The organism is Pseudomonas sp. CFBP 13710, from assembly GCF_014842235.1.
Lineage (GTDB): Bacteria > Pseudomonadota > Gammaproteobacteria > Pseudomonadales > Pseudomonadaceae > Aquipseudomonas > Aquipseudomonas baltica.
On sequence record NZ_JACYVJ010000003.1, the window covers coordinates 381398 to 400821 of the forward strand.

General features: G+C 59.7%; 17 protein-coding genes and 2 pseudogenes. 12 read left to right on the top strand and 7 right to left on the bottom strand.

Annotated features, from left to right (window positions below; translation table 11 throughout):
* Nucleotides 1-224: 224 nt before the first annotated feature.
* Nucleotides 225-489 (bottom strand): annotated as a pseudogene (locus tag IFT44_RS21155) (IS3 family transposase); the annotation flags it as partial.
* Nucleotides 490-1074: 585 nt separating this feature from the next.
* Between IFT44_RS21155 and IFT44_RS10245 the strand changes: the two are divergent.
* The 7 genes from IFT44_RS10245 (at nucleotide 1075) to IFT44_RS10275 (ending at nucleotide 6117) form a co-directional block, all read left to right on the top strand.
* On the top strand, nucleotides 1075-2418 hold the full coding sequence (locus IFT44_RS10245; RefSeq protein WP_192175858.1) for a saccharopine dehydrogenase C-terminal domain-containing protein: 1344 nt from the start codon (nucleotides 1075-1077) through the stop codon (nucleotides 2416-2418).
* 20 nt (nucleotides 2419-2438) lie between these two features.
* Nucleotides 2439-3173, top strand: coding sequence for a hypothetical protein (locus IFT44_RS10250; protein WP_192175859.1), 735 nt, complete (start codon nucleotides 2439-2441; stop codon nucleotides 3171-3173).
* A gap of 10 nt (nucleotides 3174-3183) precedes the next feature.
* A complete protein-coding gene (locus IFT44_RS10255; protein ID WP_244652139.1) occupies nucleotides 3184-3897 on the top strand; it encodes a hypothetical protein in 714 nt (237 codons plus the stop codon).
* A 17-nt stretch (nucleotides 3898-3914) separates the two neighbouring features.
* Nucleotides 3915-4253, top strand: a complete 339-nt coding sequence (locus IFT44_RS10260) for a hypothetical protein (protein ID WP_192152232.1) — start codon at nucleotides 3915-3917, stop codon at nucleotides 4251-4253.
* A gap of 20 nt (nucleotides 4254-4273) precedes the next feature.
* The gene (locus IFT44_RS10265; protein ID WP_192152171.1) at nucleotides 4274-4438 is read left to right on the top strand and encodes a rubredoxin; all 165 of its coding nucleotides are present in this window, start codon (nucleotides 4274-4276) and stop codon (nucleotides 4436-4438) included.
* Nucleotides 4439-4528: 90 nt separating this feature from the next.
* Nucleotides 4529-4834, top strand: a complete 306-nt coding sequence (locus IFT44_RS10270; RefSeq protein WP_192175860.1) for a rhodanese-like domain-containing protein — start codon at nucleotides 4529-4531, stop codon at nucleotides 4832-4834.
* Entirely contained in the window at nucleotides 4831-6117 is a 1287-nt protein-coding gene (locus tag IFT44_RS10275) for an MFS transporter (protein WP_192175861.1), read from the top strand. Before IFT44_RS10270 ends, IFT44_RS10275 begins: the two co-directional genes overlap by 4 nt.
* A 375-nt stretch (nucleotides 6118-6492) precedes the next feature.
* On the opposite strand, the pseudogene IFT44_RS21345 reads toward IFT44_RS10275, so the two are convergent.
* Nucleotides 6493-6624: pseudogene (locus IFT44_RS21345) on the bottom strand (LuxR C-terminal-related transcriptional regulator); the annotation flags it as partial.
* A gap of 31 nt (nucleotides 6625-6655) precedes the next feature.
* Nucleotides 6656-9166: an ATP-dependent helicase HrpB gene (gene hrpB / locus IFT44_RS10285; RefSeq protein ID WP_192175862.1), complete on the bottom strand. Its 2511-nt coding sequence runs from the start codon at nucleotides 9164-9166 to the stop codon at nucleotides 6656-6658.
* Between the two features lie 166 nt (nucleotides 9167-9332).
* Here hrpB and IFT44_RS10290 point away from each other — a divergent pair, with 166 nt between their 5' ends.
* Both IFT44_RS10290 and IFT44_RS10295 read left to right on the top strand, forming a co-directional pair.
* On the top strand, nucleotides 9333-9752 hold the full coding sequence (locus IFT44_RS10290; protein ID WP_192058461.1) for a polyribonucleotide nucleotidyltransferase: 420 nt from the start codon (nucleotides 9333-9335) through the stop codon (nucleotides 9750-9752).
* A 9-nt stretch (nucleotides 9753-9761) separates the two neighbouring features.
* Complete coding sequence (locus tag IFT44_RS10295; RefSeq protein ID WP_122475480.1) at nucleotides 9762-10631, top strand: cation diffusion facilitator family transporter; 870 nt, start codon at nucleotides 9762-9764, stop codon at nucleotides 10629-10631.
* 382 nt (nucleotides 10632-11013) lie between these two features.
* Here IFT44_RS10295 and IFT44_RS10300 read toward each other — a convergent pair whose 3' ends face one another.
* Nucleotides 11014-12069, bottom strand: coding sequence for a DUF6515 family protein (locus IFT44_RS10300; RefSeq protein WP_192175863.1), 1056 nt, complete (start codon nucleotides 12067-12069; stop codon nucleotides 11014-11016).
* Nucleotides 12070-12541: 472 nt separating this feature from the next.
* Here IFT44_RS10300 and IFT44_RS10305 point away from each other — a divergent pair, with 472 nt between their 5' ends.
* Nucleotides 12542-13018: an Lrp/AsnC family transcriptional regulator gene (locus IFT44_RS10305; protein WP_122475484.1), complete on the top strand. Its 477-nt coding sequence runs from the start codon at nucleotides 12542-12544 to the stop codon at nucleotides 13016-13018.
* 126 nt (nucleotides 13019-13144) lie between these two features.
* On the opposite strand, the gene IFT44_RS10310 is transcribed toward IFT44_RS10305, so the two are convergent.
* The 3 genes from IFT44_RS10310 to IFT44_RS10320 all read right to left on the bottom strand — a co-directional run bounded on the left by IFT44_RS10310 (nucleotide 13145) and on the right by IFT44_RS10320 (nucleotide 17804).
* Nucleotides 13145-13711, bottom strand: coding sequence for a pseudouridine synthase (locus IFT44_RS10310; protein ID WP_192175896.1), 567 nt, complete (start codon nucleotides 13709-13711; stop codon nucleotides 13145-13147).
* A gap of 118 nt (nucleotides 13712-13829) precedes the next feature.
* Nucleotides 13830-15299, bottom strand: coding sequence for an AMP nucleosidase (amn, locus tag IFT44_RS10315; RefSeq protein ID WP_122715037.1), 1470 nt, complete (start codon nucleotides 15297-15299; stop codon nucleotides 13830-13832).
* Nucleotides 15300-15380: 81 nt separating this feature from the next.
* Entirely contained in the window at nucleotides 15381-17804 is a 2424-nt protein-coding gene (locus IFT44_RS10320) for a hybrid sensor histidine kinase/response regulator (protein WP_192175864.1), read from the bottom strand.
* Between the two features lie 153 nt (nucleotides 17805-17957).
* On the opposite strand from IFT44_RS10320, the gene IFT44_RS10325 reads away from it, so the two are divergent.
* Nucleotides 17958-18755, top strand: a complete 798-nt coding sequence (locus tag IFT44_RS10325) for a hydroxymethylpyrimidine/phosphomethylpyrimidine kinase (protein ID WP_192175865.1) — start codon at nucleotides 17958-17960, stop codon at nucleotides 18753-18755.
* A 34-nt stretch (nucleotides 18756-18789) separates the two neighbouring features.
* On the top strand, nucleotides 18790-19416 hold the full coding sequence (gene thiE / locus IFT44_RS10330; protein ID WP_122475493.1) for a thiamine phosphate synthase: 627 nt from the start codon (nucleotides 18790-18792) through the stop codon (nucleotides 19414-19416).
* Nucleotides 19417-19424: the final 8 nt, after the last annotated feature.

Below are 19424 nucleotides of genomic sequence, written 5' to 3' on the forward strand. Positions count from 1 at the left end.
GGGTTTGATGCGCGCCGTGGGTTCGGCCACCAGGGGGTTATCCGGCCAATAATGCTTTGCTATTAGTTATGTTCCCTCCATCGTAGCTGTAGCACTCGGCTTGCTTTGGTAAAGTCCACTGCATGACTTTTCACGGCCCCGACCAGGCATCTCAGCAATCGCGCAGTTCGCGCACAAGATCGCTCGGGAATGGGGCCTGCCAACAGCGCGAAACGCTAACCCACTATCTCGCGCATCAACCTATGTACCTTGAATCGTCCGATCTGCATGGCGTCCCTTTTCCATCATCGGCAAGATGCTCCGGCTGCCCGCTGTGCTTCGGCCTTGGGTAAACAGCACGTTCACGCGGCTACGCAAAACGACCCGTCCGGCATCCGGATACCGACGTTTTCGGCAGTACGCCTAGTAGCGAGATCGGGTGATCTCAAGTACCGAGCATAATAGATCAGCAGACTCTGGAGCCCGCAGTTGATCGAGTAACGCGAACGCTCCTATTCCTCAATCGACTCCAATGCGCAACGCTGAACGCACCGTGCATCAATGTCATCCGCGAGCTGACACATTTAGAGACATATACCCGCTGTGTGGCGATCCGTACCGAAGACAAAGTGACGCGCTGAGCATAAACGACTTGCACGGCCTAGAAAAACAACGACTTAGATAAAATTAGCCTATTAAGCTAACGCCGTTTTTGGATAGATCGACAGCGAGAAAAGATACAGATATGCTCTAAAAGTCAGTACAGTTTTTCATTCCAACTCGCCACCCTTCAAGGCGCAATCAATCATCACTTGACTTCTTCTAACCCTATATTAACCTCGAGCTGCAATATTACAGTGGCATCCATTGAATCCGAGGGGAATGATATGAAAAAAAAGTAGACCTCGAGTCGAAAAAGATTACCAACCTGATGTGCTTCGTTAAAGCCAAGTACACTTAGCTAATTATATGGGAATGCCACCAAAGGTCGCCGAGTTATTCCTCTGTGAAATGAATGTGCGGAGACAGGCAGTTGGATGGTGGTTGGGTTTCTATCTGTGGGCATGGACGTTGGAAACATAAAGGAGATCGAATATGAAAACCATCGATAATATAATGATTGTGGGGTTTGGAAGCATCGCTCAGGCACTGATTCCTCTATTGGTGGAACGATACGAGTGCAAAATAACAATTTTTGAAAAGGATATCGATTCTGAAAAGGAAAAAATAGCGAGCGAGTTTAAGGCGGTCATAGTAAATAGAACAATAACAAAGCACAATTTGGAAGCGCTTATATCACCGCATTTGAGCAAAACAACCTTTCTTCTAAATCTAGCAGTATCTGTTTCAAGCGAAGCGTTGATCGAACTGACACAACGTTTTGAAGCGCTATATCTCGACACATGCATAGAGCCTTGGGAATATTTGAGCGAAGACGACTCAAGCTTGACAAGTAACTTCCACCTCAGAGAAAGCCTGAAGAAATTTTCAACTGCCCAGAAAATAAATGGTAGTACCTCAATCGTTGCACATGGAGCAAATCCAGGATTTATCTCAGTGCTTCTAAAAAAAGCATTAGTGACGATGGCACATCTAAATAAAATCGAATTTTTTCCTGTCGCTCACCAAGACTGGGCGATTCTCGCTCAAAAGCTGGGCATCCGTGTCGTGCAGATTTCAGAGCGTGACACGCAAATATCTTCAGCCGAAAGATCGTCGGCACACTTTATGTGTACCTGGTCAGTAGACGGTTTTATAACCGAATGTCTACAGCCAGCGGAAATGGGCTGGGGAAGCCACGAGAATAAACTGCCTGATGGCAGCAAGCTCACTCGGTATGCAATAGCAATGACCGAGCAGGGCCGTGAGGTATCGGTGAGAAGCTGGACACCTAACTATCTAGACTTTGAAGGTTATCTGCTCACTCATAATGAGTCTCTATCTATAGCTGAGTATCTAACCGTAGGCGATAGCTCCAATCCCGATTACCGACCCACTGTCTACTATGCCTATCACCCATGCGATCAAGCGGTGGCATCCATGGGTCTTTTGAATGACGGAAGAGAAAAAAATATTAGTTCCAAAGAAGTTTTGAAAGACAGTATAAGTTCTGGTATAGACGAGCTAGGTATATTTCTCATTAGCGATACGTATAAATCGTTATGGATGGGATCTAACCTTTCTATAGGAAAAGCTCGGAAAATGGCAAAGTACAATAGCGCTACAAGCTTGCAGGTCGTATCGAGCATCATTGCTGGAATGGCGTGGGCTGAATCCAACCCGAATGCCGGCGTTATTGAAACAGAGATGCTCGACTGGGAGTTTATTTACGGGATAGCTCAAAAATACTGGCAGCCAATAATTTGTCAAGAAGTAGATTGGCGACCTGTTAAGTCAAACAACTCGTTGGAGTTTGAACAATTCAGAGTTCGAAGCTGAACCAATTCCAGGATGGGAAAATGACAACATCTAATCACTTTGCAGTTCGATCTACACCGGATGCAGCCACGGTTCTTGCTGGCTTTAAGTTTCCGGATGTGGAGTTATCCGACACTCTTCGTCAAGAATGGAAAGACGTGTTTTTTGACTCAATCATCACTGAGTATGATGCAAGGCGTCTTTACTGGTACTTGGAAGGAAGCCATCCGGAGGTATTTTCTAGTATCGTCGAGGTGTTGAACCCTTGGCTTAGGGATGAAATAGATCATGCACATGGCTTTGCCGTTATCTATTCCTCGTATACAAAGATCCCTTTCGATGAGGTGCTGTTGAGTGTCGAGCTGAGGAAGCCTGACTTTAGTATTATCGAGTCAATAGCTACAGATCCGCTGATACTCCTAGTGACCCTCGCCTACGATGAGATAATTACGACCCACGTCTATCATCGCAGCATCGACATTTATGACAATTTTGGCTCACAGCAATTGTCGACTTGGATACGTAAGACTAAAAAGGACGAGGTGACACATTTCTTTTCCTTCGTACAGAAAGCCAAGGAAATGTTCCCCGACAGACTCCATGAGGTGCCAAGAATCCTGGACGAAATATTCATACTCGACTTCGAGAAAGAGAGTTATACCGGTACATTCGTTTTGGACCACAACGCTCCCGATTTCCCAATCACCAAAGAAGAAATTGAAACGATGATAATTCCAGCGATCATAAAAAAATTTCGCGACCAAATGGAAAACTAAGGGAATTAGGATGACATCCACAAACTTTTTGAAAAAGAGGAACTGGAGCTCTAAGGCGATATTTGAGGAAGTTGCGGCTAGTGGTTGGATCAATCCGGGAATCAAAGAATCGTTCCAAGATTTTTTTATGGCTGATCTTGTCTCAGAATACGACTCCGTCAACCTCTACAATTTTCTTTATCCTTACCGGAAAAGCTTTTCACCATACTTTGTCCAATACCTTGACTACTGGTATGTTGATGAGCGCAATCATGCCGACGGTTTTTTTGAACTACACCGTCTTATTTTTGGAACTGAAGAAGTCAGTCTATTGAGAGTTTTGCATGACCGTACTGCAGACTTCACAGGTCTAGAGGATATCTTATCAAATGAGTTCAATCTATTATTAATGTTCGCCTATGATGAGTACGTGTCCGTAAAGACTTATAAAAAAGACACCTTCTATGCTGATTTTGGGCACGATGGATTTAAGTTTTGGATCAAGAATCTTATTGCTGACGAAGCCGTACACTTTGGCAATGCTATTAAGATCCTGAAAACCTATTACCCTCACAGGCTACACGAGGCTGAAAAGGTACTTAGAACGATCGCAAACTTCGAAGGCGGAGATTATAAAAACACCTTCTTGTTCGATCACGACGGACCACATTTCTTGCTAGATAATCATGAGGTCGGCGATGTAGTGATACGAGAGATCCTGCAAATACTAGATAAGAGGTCTTAGTGAAAAAAGAATACTACATGCTTTTCGCGCTAGCTTTTATGGTGTTCGGGGAGATTTTGACGATCTACAGTGAAGTATATGCTGCCAAGCTACCTGGAAAGCTTCTGGAAACGCCGGGTATGTTTATCAAGCCCATACTCCTGATATGTATTGCAGGAGTCAGTTTGGTATTTGCCTATTGGCTAGGCTATCAAGCTTCTGGCAATATTTGGGTTGTCACTGTAGCGTCATTGACTCTATTGCTTATCTTAGAACCTATCGTTATCTACGCCATGCTGCAGGAGTTACCAAAGAAAGGTGCAGTGATAGGTTTCATATTAGGCGCTGCCGGATTGATTTCGACTGTAATTTTATAATTATAGATAAGGATTGAGGTATGGCTTCGGAAAATGACATTAAGACCTGCACTGTTTGTGGTTACGAATACGACCCATCCAAGGGCGATCCGGCTAATGGTGTACCTCCAGGCACGCACTGGGACGATGTGAGCGACTCATGGCTATGTCCAGACTGCCAAATGCCAAAAAGCGACTTCGAATAATCACGCTCTAAATTAAAAGTCCCGCTTCGGCGGGACTTTCGTACGCGCTGTTTATGTACAGCCAATAGGTAACACAGGTCTTACGAGAGAGTGACTGCTTTGTGGAGCGAAACTGCGCTGCAATTAATTGATGTACGGGACGGGCACGATCATCTGACGCTGTCGTTGGGCGGGATCAACATTCCCTGGAGGGAGTTGCCACAACGCCTGGCCGAGACAGTGGCTGGCGTCGAGACGGTGGTCTACTGCAAAAGTGGCATTCGCAGCTTGAAAGCCTTGCGTGCAATCAGCACCGCCGTCGGCGAGCGCCGCTGCCGCAGTTTGACCGGTGGACTAGACGCCTACGTTGCAGCCGGCTGCCAGGAGCGCCTGCGCCGCGCCGAGGTGGGGCAATGAGCAATCCTTCCCTCGGTGGGCTGGGACGGGATTTCTACCTGATCCAACTGGCAGCGTTCTTGAACGCGGTGGGAACGCGTTGTGGTCAATTCGCAATCGCTTGGTGGGTGCTGGGGAAAACCGCAGACCCCGTTGCCTTTGCAGGCTATGTCGCGGTGGCCACCCTGGCGGATGTGCTGGCACGAGCGGTGTTTGGCTGGCTGGGGGATCAGTATGACAGGCACCGCCTGCTGGTGGGCTGCTACGTCATCAGCGCAACAATAACTCTAGTACTGGCCTGCCTAGGCACCCTGGATCTTTACCTGCCCTGGGTGATCGGGGGCTGTCTGGCGATTTCCGGGGTAACCATTGGCATTCGCGACCCTGTCCAGATGAGCTTGACACCTACACTGGTTGCCGCGCACAGGATCAGCGATGCGGTGCGCCTCAGAAGCATCGTCGGCTCGTCATCTGCGCTGATGGGGGTGTTAGGAACTCTCTGGCTCAACTCCTTGGCAGTCATGGTGGCGTTAGCACTGATAGTGCTGGTCAAGGCGCCCCCTGCCAGCCACAGCCCTGGCACCACTCGGCAGATGTCCTATCTGGCGACTTGGTATACACGCACCTGCGAAGGTTTTACGGCGCTCTATCGGGTCAAGCCTGAATGGAACCTGAGCCTACTGGCGTTCATCGTCAACTTCTCGCTGTACCCGCTCTTCGCGGTGCTGTTCCCTGTGCTGATCAATCGCTATTTCTCCCAAGACTTATGGTTGATCGCCGTCACCGAGGGCGCCTTCGCGTTGGGCCTACTGGTCGGCAGCCTGTTCCTAGTGAAACGCGCCAATGAGCGTTGTGGCCGGCCCTATGTAGTATTTGGCGGTTTCCTGCTGGTTGGGCTGGCCATGCTTGGTTGTGGGCTTTTCAGCCAATTCTTCCATGTCAAGCCCGGTTGGTTCGCCGGAGTAACTGTGCCCTTGCTGTTTGTCGCAGGCATCGGCCTAGTCATGGTGACCGTAAACACCTCGACCGTGCGAATGCTGGCCACCCCCGACAATTACCGCAACCGGATCGGGTCTGCGACCTCGTTTGTTTCCGGCATGGTCATCCCCTTCGGGGCGCTGGTCGGCGGGGCTTTTTCTGAAACGCTAGGCGTGGGCTACGCCATGGCAGCCTTGGGTTTTCTCATTGTCCTGGCATCCCTGCCGTGCATGTTCAGTGGGGTACTGGTGCGTGTCCTGAGCATGCGCGATGAACAGATCAAGAATATCTACAAGGATTTTTACCCTGATGCTTTCCCGGATTGAAGGTGAATCATGATTACTGCCACGACCGAAATTATTCGTGACCGCACACTGGGGGCACCCCGGCAGTGCCAAGTGCTGGCAGCGTGTGATCCGCACAAGGGCTGATAGCCCCTTGTACATGCTAGCGCTGGATAAAAAGCCAGAGTTGCTGTTTGCGGGGGCGCGATGTTGAGTGTGCAGCATCTACAGGAAGTGCGTACGCTTATCACTGTGTTGCAGGGCGAGGCGCCCATAACTCTGGCTGAAGCAATACCGGAGCAGGCCGACAATGAGCAAGTACACGCAGGGGTGCGCTGGTTGTATGAGCGCGCCGCGATCAACGTCTTTATCTGAGCGTGTGCTGGCATAGCGGCCAAGGCCGCTATGCCTCGGGCATCAGATATGGCCTTGGGCTACGGCATAGGTGACGGCTTGAACTCGATTGCAGGCGCCAAGCTTTTTTTGGATATTGCGCAGGTGAAAGTTCACCGCATCGGCAGTCACATTTAATATGCGGCCAATCTCTTCTGAGAGACGCCCGCGACATTCTCATCCCCTATCAGGATTTTCTAGGCTTCACTCGAGCGGTAGCCTCGGCCACCAACGGATCCTCCGGCCAATAATGCTTTGGATACCGTCCCTTCAAATCCTTCTTCACTTCCTCGTAGGTGTTGGCCCAGAAACTCGCCAGATCCTGGGTCACCTGCACCGGTCGCCGCGCCGGTGACAGCAGATGCAACTTCACCGCCTGTCGTCCACCGGCGATGCGCGGGGTTTCAGCCAGGCCGAACAGCTCCTGCAGGCGCACCGCGAGAATTGGCGGTTGCTCGCTGTAGTCCAGGCGTACCGAAGAGCCTGACGGCACGGCGATGTGGGTTGGCGCCAGCTCGTCGAGTTTCTGTGGCAGCGGCCAGGGCAAGCTGTTGCGCAGGATGGAGGACAGGTCGAGCTGGCCGAAGTGGCTGAGGCGTGTGACCTTGCCCAGGTAGGGCAGCAGCCAGTTTTCCAGCTGCTGCAACAACGCCGCGTCGCTGACGTCAGGCCAAGGGTTCTGGGTGTCCAGCGCGCGCAGCAGCGCGACCCGCGCCTGCCATTGGCGAAGCTCGGGGGTCCAGGGCAGCAGCTCCAGGCCCTTGCGGCGCACCAGTCCGAGCAGCGCGGTGGCGCGGGCGTCGGCGCCCAACCCTGGCAGCGGTTCGCGGCTGAGGATCAGTTCACCGACCTTGCGCTGGCGTTCGGCGCGCAACACACCTTCACGTTCGTCCCATTCCAGGTGATCGACGCGACTGACCTGTTCGGCCAGCACCGTATCGAACAACCCGGGATCGAACTCGGCAGCCAGGTAGATGCGTTCCTCACGCTGCCCTTGACGACTGCCCAGGTCGGCGATGACGAGCCAGGCCTGTTTCATCAAGCCGTCCACCTCGCCGAACAAGGCAGCGCGGCCGTTGGCAAGGCGGTACTCGGCGCCGCCTTCGCGACGCTGCTGCGCCACGCGATCCGGGTAGGCCAGGGCCAGCAGGCAGCCCAGCCAGCGCGGGTGCGCAGAGTCCTCGACCGGCGTCGCCGGCCTGCCACGCAAGTAGCCCCGATACTGCCGGGACAACTGCCGTATGCGTTGCACGGCGCCATGGCTCTGGCGCTGGGCCTTCTGCTCGCCGGACAGCAACACGAGGCGGCTGTGCAGGTCGGCACCGGCACCGCGCAAAATGTCGCGTTCACCTAACAATGCTGCCACATCGCAGGCCATGTCGCCGAGGCCCAAGGCATGGCCGCGCAACAACAGATGAGCGATGCGCGGGTGCGCCGGCAGCTGCGCCATGGCTTGGCCATGAGGGCTGAGACGGCCGTCGGGCAGGCGTGCGCCGAGGCGCAGCAACAGGTCCTGCGCCTGCGCATACGCCGCGCTGGGCGGCTCGTCCAGCCAGGTCAATTGAGCCGGCTCGACACCCCAGCGTGACAGTTGCATGGCCAGGCTGGCGAGGTCTGCCTGGAGGATTTCCGGGCTGCCGTAGGCCGCCAACTGGGCGTGCTGGTCTTCGGACCACAACCGATAACACACGCCCGGCTCCAGGCGCCCTGCTCGTCCGGCCCGCTGGGTGGCACTGGCGCGGGAGATGCGCTGGGTATCCAGGCGGGTCATGCCGCTGCCGGGGTCGAAACGCGGCACCCTCGCCAGGCCGGCGTCGATGACTACGCGCACGCCATCGATGGTCAGGCTGGTTTCGGCAATGTTGGTCGCCAGCACGACCTTGCGCTTGCCGGCGGGCGCAGGCTCGATGGCGGCGCGCTGGGCATTGAGATCAAGCTCGCCATGCAGCGGGCACAGCAGCACATTTACATCGCCAGCCAGGGCTTCGGCCAACTGCTGATGCACGCGGCGGATCTCGGCCTGCCCCGGCAGGAACACCAGCAGGCTGCCAGCCTGTTCATCGAGGGCATCGAGGCAGGTCTGCACCACTCGTGGCTCGATGAACTCACCCGGCTGCCACGGCCGCCCCCAGCGCACATCCACCGGGTACATGCGGCCCTCGCTGCGCAACACCGGGGCATCGTCGAGCAGCGCGGACAGGCGCTCGCCTTCCAGGGTGGCGGACATCAGCAGGATCTTCAGCGGCGGCTCGTCGCGCAGCAGCTCCCGGCCGTTGAGGCTCAAGGCCAGCGCGAGGTCGGCATCCAGACTGCGTTCGTGGTACTCGTCGAAGATCACCAGCCCCACCCCGTCCAGGGCCGGATCATCCTGCAGGCGCCGGGTAAGAATACCCTCGGTCACGACCTCGATACGGGTGTTCGGACCTACCTTGCTGTCCAGCCGAATGCGGTAGCCGACCGTCTCGCCAACCCGCTCGCCCAACTCGCTGGCCAAGCGCTCCGCCGCCGCCCGCGCGGCCAGGCGCCGCGGTTCGAGCATGAGAATGGTCTGCCCGGCCAGCCAAGGCTCGTGCAGCAGCGCCAAAGGTACGCGAGTGGTCTTGCCCGCGCCGGGCGGGGCTTCGAGCACCGCTTCATGGCGCTCGGCCAGGGCTTGGCGCAGGGCAGGCAGGACGGCGTCGATGGGTAGCGAGATCATGAAGGCTCCAGGTCGGGAGCGAAGTATAACGCCGCTCCGAGGTGCAGGCGCCGAGCACGTATGGATAGCACGCCAAGGTCAGCGAACCGACCCTCAGGTGACAAGGTCCATCTACTCGGCTTGACCATTTGCTTGTATCGTTGCGGCCTATTCTGCGGAGATTGCCATGCGTATTCCTTCACGTTTGATCGGCGGCGCCGTTGTCGCTGCCTTGGTAACCCAACTGACCGCCTGCGGCACCCTGTTCTGGCCGGATCGGCGCGGGCAGATCGAAGGGCGTATCGACCCTGTGGTGGCCGCGCTGGACGCCATCGGCATCCTCTTCTATGTGCTGCCTGGGCTGATTGCCTTCGGTGTGGACTTCGCCACCGGCGCGATCTACCTCAACGACGGCAAGACCGCGCAGGTAGCGCCGGAAAAGCTGCAGCATGCGATTGATCGCGACGGCAAGGTCGATAACCTGAAGCTGCAGGCCATCCTGGAAACCGAGCTGGGCCGCAGTTTGCCGCTCGACGATCCGCGCCTGATCCAGCACACCGGCAGCGTCGAACAGCTGGCCATGTATGGCTTGAAGCCGGTCATCTAGGGATTTGTAATGGCAACCAGCAAGGAACACGCACGCCTGCTGCGACTGGCGACAAGGGCGTCACTGGCGGTCGCCAGCATTCTCATCGTGGCCAAGGCCGTTGCCTGGTGGCTCAGTGGTTCGGTGAGTCTGCTGGCGGGGCTCACCGATTCGGTGCTGGATGGCGCGGCGTCGTTTCTCAACCTGCTGGCGGTGCACTATGCGCTGCGTCCGGCCGATGACGATCATCGGTATGGACACGGCAAGGCCGAGGCTCTGGCGGGGATGGCCCAGGCGTTGTTCATCGGTTCTAGCGCGGTGTTGATCGGGTACCAGGCATGGAAACAGCTGCAGGACCCGCAGCCGCTGGGCGCGGCCGGGGTGGGCATCGCGGTGATGATTCTTTCGCTGGCGCTGACCGTGGCGCTGCTGGCCCTGCAATACAAGGTCGTTCGCGAAACCGGTTCGACCGCCGTGCGGGCGGACTCGCTGCACTACCGTTCCGACTTGCTGCTCAATGGCAGCATTTTAGTAGCGCTGGTCCTGGCCAGCTACGGTTGGCCGCAGCTGGATGCTTTCTTTGGCCTGGGCATTGCGCTGTACATCTTGTGGAGCGCGGTGCAGATCGCTCGCGAAAGCACGGCGATTCTGATGGACAAGGAGTTGCCAGTGGATGTCAGTGAGCAGATGCTGGCCCTGGCGTGCGATGTGCCGGGCGTGCTTGGCGCCCATGACCTGCGCACGCGCATGTCGGGCAATCATTGGTTCGTGCAGTTGCATCTCGAGTTGCCGGGGCAGCTGTCGCTGGCCGAGGCCCATGGCATCTGCGAGAGCGTGGAAGTTGCCATTGAAAGCCGGTATCCACGTGCCGAAGTGCTGGTTCACGCAGACCCCATTTGAGAGAAGCGCGGTCAGCCTGCAAAACCGCAGTGTCCCCGGACGCGGCTCGCGCCGCTGCTACAGGGGATCTCGGCACCACGTAAACCCATGCCGCGTGCCGACAAAACGCGATGCCTGTAGCAGCGGCGCAAGCCGCGTCGGCGACGAATGCAGTGTCTCAGGCAAAACGCGATACCTGTAGCAGCGGCGCAAGCCGCGTCGGCGACGAATGCGGTATGTCAGCCAAAACGCAGTCCCCGTAGCAGCGGCGCAAGCCGCGTCGGCGGCCGATGCGGTATGTCAGCCAAAACGCAGTCCCCGTAGCAGCGGCGCGAGCCGCGTCGGCGGTGGATGCGATGTGTCAGCCAGAACGCGGTGCCCCATTGCAGCGCTGCAAGGCCTATCAATTCACCGTGTACCCACGTGACGCGAAGCAATTGGCCAGGCTCTGCCGGTACACGCTGACCACTTCCGGCGACGGCGCATAGGTAGCACTGGCTGGGTCGAAGCGGCTCTGTTCGACAGCCCAGCGCTTGCACTCGTATTGATCCTGGGCGATCTGCTGCGGACTCTGACCCTGGGCCGGATAGGCTGCGACGTCATAGTTGGTCAAAGTCGGGGCTGGCTGCGGGATACTGGCATTCACTGGCGGATTCACCACCACATATTCCTGGGTATTGTCGGCCCATTGATAGTAAGTGCCGGCCGCGACGAAGAACACCGAACTGCCGATCCACATGCGCTGGGCGTAGTCGGGCAAGACGCGTACCCGAACGCCGCGCGGCGGCTCGATCACTACGTACCGCGGACCCTGCGGTCGATACCAGTAGCCACCGGAGTAGTAATAATCCTGCCCCCGATACGGCACGCGATAATTCTGGCCGGGGAAGCGATCAATCACCTGCCCCGGACGGTACTGCGGGCCGGGGCCCCAGCCGCCACCGTGCTCGCCGGGCCAGCGGTCTCGACCGCCCTCCCAGCGCCGATCGTTGTCGCGACGCAGGTCCGGATAACTGCCGCGCAGCGGCGCCTGGGTCTGGCGCACTGCGTCGGGCTTGCCGATGATCGGCGGCCGATTGTCCTGCTGGCCGCCTTCGGGACGACCCTGATCCGGGCGACCCTGATCCGGGCGACCTTGTTCTGGGCGACCCTGCTCCGGCTGGTTGCCTTGCCACTGGTTCTGGCTGCCGCCACCGGGTCGCCCCTGCCACTGGCCCTGATTGCCCTGATTGCCTTGCGGCGGTCGCCCCTGCCACTGACCCTGATTGCCACCTTGCTGTGGGCGGTACTGCCCACCGCCTTGCGGCTGCCCAGGCCCGGCATTACCCCCTCCCTGCCCACGCTGGCCACCATTGGAACTGCCGCGCAACTGGTCTTGCGGGCCTTCCGCATACGCAGGCGCGCCCACAGCCAGGCAGAGCACAGCGACACCGGCCATACGCCATAGGGGCAAGTTCATGCTGTTCCTCGTAGAAAAAGGGGGCGACCCAGTATCAGACTGACAAACCCGAACGCGGTTCTGTGAAGATCCCGTCAGGTGCCTGCAAAGGATATCGGCACGTACCGCGCGTTCATGACCGCACGCCAGGCACCGGTCACACATATTTCGCAGACGAAAAAAGAGGAGACCCGCAGGCCTCCTCTCGCGAAACTGTGTCCTTGCTCGACGCTTGTGACGTCGGCTCACCTCACGCTGCCTTCTGGGCCGCATGCAGCCCGGGGGCCAGCGCGACCCCGGTGGGGGCGGTGGCCGCAATTCGCTTGATTCAGCGGATCGCAGTGGACGTGTGTCCGGGCAGTGATTCTGTGAATAACAATAGCGCCACGGACGCAGCAGCCGATTGCGAACATTGCTGATTTACACAGCACTTGCGCAATTTTTGCCTTCGGATAGATAATTTGCCGCAACGCAAAACACGAAGGCAGATTTGATGAGCAAGCTTGATCGCTATGACCTGAGCATTCTGGCGGAACTGCAGCGTGACGCGCGCATTTCCAACCAGGAACTGGCCGAACGCATCGGTCTCTCTCCGTCGCCCTGCTCACGGCGCGTCAAGCAGCTCGAAGACGACGGCTACATTTCCCGTCAGGTCGCCCTGCTGGACCGCAAGAAGCTGGGGTTGAGCCTGACCGCCTACGTGCTGATCGGCATGGACCGGCACACGCCGGAACGCTTCGAAACCTTCGAAGCGGCGATTCGCGGACTGCCTCAGGTCCTCGAATGCAGCCTGGTGACCGGAATGGATGCCGACTACCAGCTCAAGGTGGTGGTGCCGGACATGGACCACTACCAAAAGCTGCTGCTGGGCCACCTCACGCGGATCGAGGGCGTCACCAGCGTGCGTTCCAGCTTCGTTCTCAACCAGGTCATGGCCAGCACTGAACTGCCGTTGACCCATCTGCGCTGAGCTTCAGGCCTGAGCCAGACTTGAAGCTCCTTCGCGGGTAGAACCCCTCCCACAGGGGTGCAGGCCGGCTACAGACCTGAAACACCTTCGCGGGTAGAACCCGCTCCCACAGGGGGGACAGGCCGGCTAGAGACTGGCCGGCACCTCGCGCCACTCGCCCTGCCCCAGGCCCTCGAGGCTCCAGTCGCCGATGCGCACCCGCACCAGGCGCAAGGTCGGCAGGCCCACCGCCGCCGTCATGCGCCGCACCTGACGGTTGCGCCCCTCCTTGATCACCAGCTCCAGCCAATGCGTCGGCACGCTCTTGCGAAAGCGCACCGGCGGATCGCGCGGCCACAGGTCCGGCTCGTCCAGCAGCCGCGCTTGCGCCGGCAGCGTCATGCCATCGTTGAGCTCGACCCCGGTGCGCAGACGCTGCAACTGGTCTTCGTCGGGTACGCCTTCCACCTGCACCCAATAGGTCTTGGCCAGCTTGTGCTTCGGGTCGGCAATGCGCGCCTGCAACTGGCCGTCGTTGGTCAGCAACAGCAGCCCCTCGCTGTCACGGTCCAGGCGACCGGCCGGATAGACCCCGGCAATGTCGATGAAATCCTTCAGCGTCGCCCGCCCTTCACCGTCGCTGAACTGGGTCAGCACATCGAACGGTTTGTTGAACAGCACCAGCCGCGGTTGGGCCGGCGGGGCTTTGGCCACACGGCGGCCGCTGGCGGGTGGACGTTTGTTGGAGCGAGGAGGAAGAGGCATGACGAAGCGGCTTTCGGGCTGGCAAGGGCGCTCATGCTAGAGGCCCTTGCCAGCCACGGCAAACCTGTCAGCGGAACGGCGGCTCGTCGAAGCTGCGCAGCTTGCGTGAGTGCAGCGAATTGAGCTGGTTGCGCAGCAGGTTCAAGGCCGTGATGCCGATGTTGAGATGCTGGCTGACCGCGCGGTTGTAGAACGCGTTGGCCGAGCCCGGCAGTTTGATCTCACTGTGCAAGGGCTTGTCCGACACGCACAGCAGAGTGCCGTACGGCACCCGCAGGCGATAACCCTGGGCGGCAATGGTGCCGCTCTCCATGTCCACCGCCACGGCACGCGACAGGTTGATCAGCGGTCGCTCCTGGGCCCAGCGCAGCTCCCAGTTGCGGTCATCGTAGGTCAGCACGGTGCCGGTACGCAGGCGCTTCTTCAAGTCGTCGCCGCGCTCGCCGGTGACCTGCGCCGCTGCTTCCTGCAACGCCAGCTGCACTTCGGCCAGGGCCGGAATGGGGATGTTCGGTGGCAGGACCCGATCGAGAATACCGTCCTGGCGCATGTAGGCGTGGGCCAGCACATAGTCGCCGATGGTCTGCGACTGTCGCAGGCCACCGCAGTGGCCGATCATCAGCCAGCAATGCGGGCGCAGCACGGCCAGGTGGTCGGTGATGTTCTTGGCGTTCGAAGGGCCGACGCCGATGTTCACCAGGGTCACGCCGTCGCCGTCCTCGGCAATCAGGTGATACGCCGGCATCTGATAGCGGTGCCACACCACGCTGGCAACCAGCGCCTGGGCCTCGCCGTTGTCCATGCTCTTTTCGATGATCACATTGCCGGGCATCACCAGGCGCACGAAGCGCGGGTCGTTGCGCAGTTGTTCCAGGCCGTGGGTGACGAACTGGTCGACGTAGCGGTGGTAGTTGGTCAGCAGGATCCACGGCTGCACGTGCTTCCAGTCGCTGCCGGTGTAGTGGATCAGGCGACGCAGGGAGAAATCCACCCGCGCGGCGTCGAACAGCGCCAACGGCAGCGGATCGGCAGTGGCCCAGTCGTACAGGCCGTCGGCGATGCCGTCGGTGGCGGCAGACAGGTCGGTGCTGGGGAACACCCGCGCCAGGGCGGCCGCGGTCACACCGCTGCCGGCCAGCTCGTCGCCCTGATCGACGACATAGGGATAAGGGATGTTCTGCTCGCTGACGCCGACTTCGATGGTGACCGCGAAGTCGCGCATCAGCGGCCGCAATTGGTCCAGCAGATAACCGCGGAAGGCGGCCGGCTGGGTCACGGTCACCGAGTACACGCCAGGCAGGTTGACCTTGGCGTAGGCTCGGGTGATGGCAGGCAGTTCGCCGCCGTAGGCGTAGGTCAGGCGCAGTTCAGGGTAGCGAAACAGATCGCGCTCGGCCGCATCCGGCTCGCTGCGATCCTTGAGGTAGCGCTTGAGCGCCTGGCTCAAGGCGCGAGTGGCCCGTTCGTGTAGTTCTGCCAACCGATCCACGGCTTGTTCGGCAGTTTCCACAACTACGAAGTCTGGAGCATTACTCATGGGGCGTGTCCTGGCTGATCTGGCAGGCTTGCATCTTGCCTGCAATGCCGACGAAAGGCACCCCCGGTGCGACGGCGTTGGTTACGCCGGGGCAGCGCCGGGGGGCGCATCTGCAATCGGTGGCGACACAGGCTTGGGATGGCTGAGGATGCAGCCGTGCAGAACCGCCTGAAGCTCTTCGAAGCGTACCGGGCGCGCCAGGCAGATCGATACCCCGGCAGCCAGGCACGCCTCGCGCCAGGCCTGGCCGGGTTCGGTGATCGCCAGCACCGGCAATCGCTCGCACCCCGGCACGCTGCGCAGTTCGCGGGTGGTGTGCAGAGCGCTCTCTGCGGGCGGGCTGTGCTCGATGAGCACGGCATCGAAACGCTCGCGAGCCAGCAGGGCCAGCGCACCAGCGCCGTCCTCGGCGGTGCGCACGCGGTAGCCGAGCTTGAGCAGCATGGCCCGCACCACCAACTGGTCGACGCTGTTGGCGTCCACCAGCAATACCGTGCATTCATGGGCAGCGCGCTGCGCGCCAAGGGCACCGGCGCGGGTGCTCAAGGCACGGCCCGGATGCGCTTCGACAACCCCCAGGCGCACGCTCAGTTCGAAACAGCTGCCGCGTCCGGGCTCGGACTGATGATGAAGCTGCCCGCCTACCAGTTCGGCCAGCTGCCGACAGATCGCCAGGCCTATACCCAATCCGCCGTACTCGCGGGTCACCGAGCCATCGAGCTGGTAGAAGCGTTGGTAGAGGGTCTCTTCGTCGCGATGACTGAAACCGATGCCGCTGTCGCTGACCGTGAAGGTTATCTGCAGGTGATCACTTGCTGGCTCGCCGCCACTGACGCGCACATTGACACTGCCTTCGCGGGTGAACTTGATGCCGTTGTCGATCAGGCAGCCCAGGCACAGGGCAAGCTTCTGCGAATCGCCCTGCAGGCGGTCGGGCAGACCGGCTACGCGCTCCACGGTGAACGCCAGCCCCTTGCTCTGGGCCTGGCGGCTGAATTGCATCTGCATGCTGTCCAGCAGCGCCTGCAGGCTGAACGGTTCGTTGCGCGGATAGAGCCGCCCAGCCTGCAGCTCGGTGAGGATCAGGATGTCGTCGACCATGCGCATCATGTGCCGCGCCGAACCTGCCGCGGTGTGCTGGTACTGCGCCAGCTCCGGCCCCATGGGCACGGTCTGCATCAGTTCCAGGGAGCCGATCACGCCATTCATCGGGGTGCGCAGCTCATGGGTGACGGTGGCGAGAAATTCGTCCTTGAGCCGGTTGCTGGCCGCCAGTTCCTGGTTCGCCTGCTCAAGCTTCAGCCCGGCTTCCTTCAAGGTCTGCGCCTGCTGGTCGCGCAGCACATTGATCCGGTCGGCCAGGGCCAGCGACAGCAGGCCGACCTCCAGCGCCGAACCGATCTGGCTGGCGTACATGGTGATGAACACATTGGGCAGATAGCCCAGCACCATCAGGGTATTGACGATGCCGCCCAGCAGGAACGCGCTCCAGGCAATGATGAAGTAACGCGCCAGCCGCATGCCACGAAGCCAGGCGAGGATGCCAGCGGAGAAGATCACCACGGTGAAACACAGCGCCAGCAACGTGGCCAGGCGCAATGCCAGGGCGTAGCTGGTCGACAGCGACAGCACCATGACCACGGCGCCGTAGACCATCAGGCCGAGCAGCAGTCGATCCATCCAGCGGCTGTGCCGCGCCGTCTGCAGGAAGCTGCGCGAGAACTGGCAACCGAAGAAGCCGGCCGCGCCAATGAAGAACGGCGTGGCCGCGTTGGCCCACCATGGGTTGTCGGGCCAGAAATACTCGACCCCGGCACCATTCACTGACACCTGATACAGGCCGAACGACGCGATATAGACGATGTAGTACAGGTAGCTGCGATCACGCACGCTGAGGAAGATGAACAGGTTGTACACCAGCATGCCCAGCAGCACGCCGTAGATCAGCCCGAGCACGTACAGCCTTGAAGGTTGGGCCTCGAGGTACGCGTTGGCCGACCACAGGCTGACCGGCGCCTGCACCGAGCCCTGGCTGTGCAGGCGCAGATACACGGTCTTCGCTTCACCTGGCTGGAACGGCAGTTCGAACAAGTAGTTGTTCTGTTTGATCTGGCGGCTGGCATACGGCAAGGCATCGCCGGTTCGCTGCACCGAGTGGTACTGGCCGACGGCATCGGGCAAGAACAGTTCCAGATGGTCCATGGGCGGATAGGCCAGCTCCAGCAACCAGCTGTGCGACGATCCGTCGGCGCGCGGTACATAGCGCAGATCGATGCGCAGCCAGTACACGGACTGCGAGTAACCGGCATTGAGCACGTCGCTGTGATGCTGACGAAAGGCAGGGGCCAGGTCGGTGGTGATCTGCTCGATGGTGGCGTCGCCCGACACATCTTCGTAGACCTGCATCGTGCGGCCCAGGGCGAGGCTGCGGGTGGTCTCGTCGAAGTCGACCGCACCTGCCAGCATGGGCAGCCAGGCCATTATCAAGATAAGCAAATAGCGCATGGTGCCTTCGGGATGTGTTGCAGCGTAGTGTCAATATGATACATACCCCCCCTGCAAAGCGCGAACGCCGGTCGCCAACGCAGACCGTCAGACACGCGCACCGCCGCTTGCGGCCCTGCTACAACGGCGTGCGCCGTGATAAGCTCGCGCACCATGAATATCTATAGTTCCCGCCCCGTTGTCCTCTGTCTCTCCGGCCACGACCCCAGTGGCGGCGCCGGCCTGCAGGCAGATATCGAAGCCTTGCTCGCGCAGGGCTGCCATGCCGCGCCGACGATCACGGCGCTGACCGTGCAGAACACGGTCAATGTCAGCGATTTCCGCGTGCTCGACCGCGAGTGGATCCTGGCCCAGGCCAATGCCGTGCTCAGCGACTCGCCGGTGGCGGCGGTCAAGCTGGGCATGCTCGGTTCGGTAGACATGGTCGCAACCGTGGTCGAGCTGTTGTCCGCCCACCCCCATCTGCCGATGGTCTGTGACCCGGTATTGCGCGCCGGTGGTGGCGGTAGCCTGGGCAAGGACGAGGTCGGCTACGCGATGCGCGAACAGCTGCTGCCGCTGGCGACCATCGCGACGCCGAACCTGCCCGAAGCGCGCATTCTCGCCGACCTGCCCGACGGCAGCGCCGATGAATGCGCACAGAAGCTGCTGCCGTTCTGCAAGCACCTGTTGATCACCGGCGGCCATGGCGACGAGCACGAAGTGCACAACCGCCTGTACAGCCGCGACGGCAGTCGTCGCACGTTCACCTGCCAGCGCCTGCCTGGCAGCTACCATGGCTCCGGCTGCACTCTGGCCAGCGCCCTGGCCGGCCGCCTGGCGTTGGGCGAAGGGCTGGAAAGCGCGGTGCAGTCGGCGCTCGACTACACCTGGCGCACCCTGCGCGACGCCGAGCAGTTGGGCCACGGGCAATTCGTGCCGCGCCGCCTGCCCCTGGATTTCTGCTCTTGAGCCGAACCCCCGCCCCCTGCCTCAGGACCGAGCGATGAACCTACGTGGCGTCTATGCCATCACCGACAGCCAGCTGTTGGCCGGCAAGTTCCTCAAGTACGTCGAGGCTGCACTGGACGGCGGCATTACCCTGCTGCAATACCGTGACAAGAGCAACGACGACGCCCGGCGCCTGCGCGAAGCCGAGAAATTGCGCCAGCTGTGCGAGCGCTACAAGGCGCACCTGATTATCAACGACGACGCCGAGTTGGCCGCGCGGCTCAACGTCGGCGTGCACCTGGGGCAGACCGATGGCCCACTGACGCCTGCACGCGCCTTGCTTGGGCGCAGGGCGATCATCGGCAGCACGTGCCACAACCGTCTCGACCTGGCCCATCAGGCCGCCCGCGAAGGGGCCAGCTACGTGGCCTTCGGACGCTTCTTCGCCTCCCAGACCAAGCCCGACGCATCGCCTGCCAGCCTGGAACTGTTGGCGCAGGCGCGTGCCGAATTGAAATTGCCGATTGCCGTCATTGGCGGCATCACCCTGGACAACGCCGCCCCGCTGGTGGCCCAGGGTGCCAACCTGCTGGCCGTGGTGCATGCGCTGTTCGGCGCCGACACGGCCCAGGAAGTCACCCGCCGCGCCCGCGCGCTGAACGCGTTGTTCGAAACTGCCTGATGCAAGAG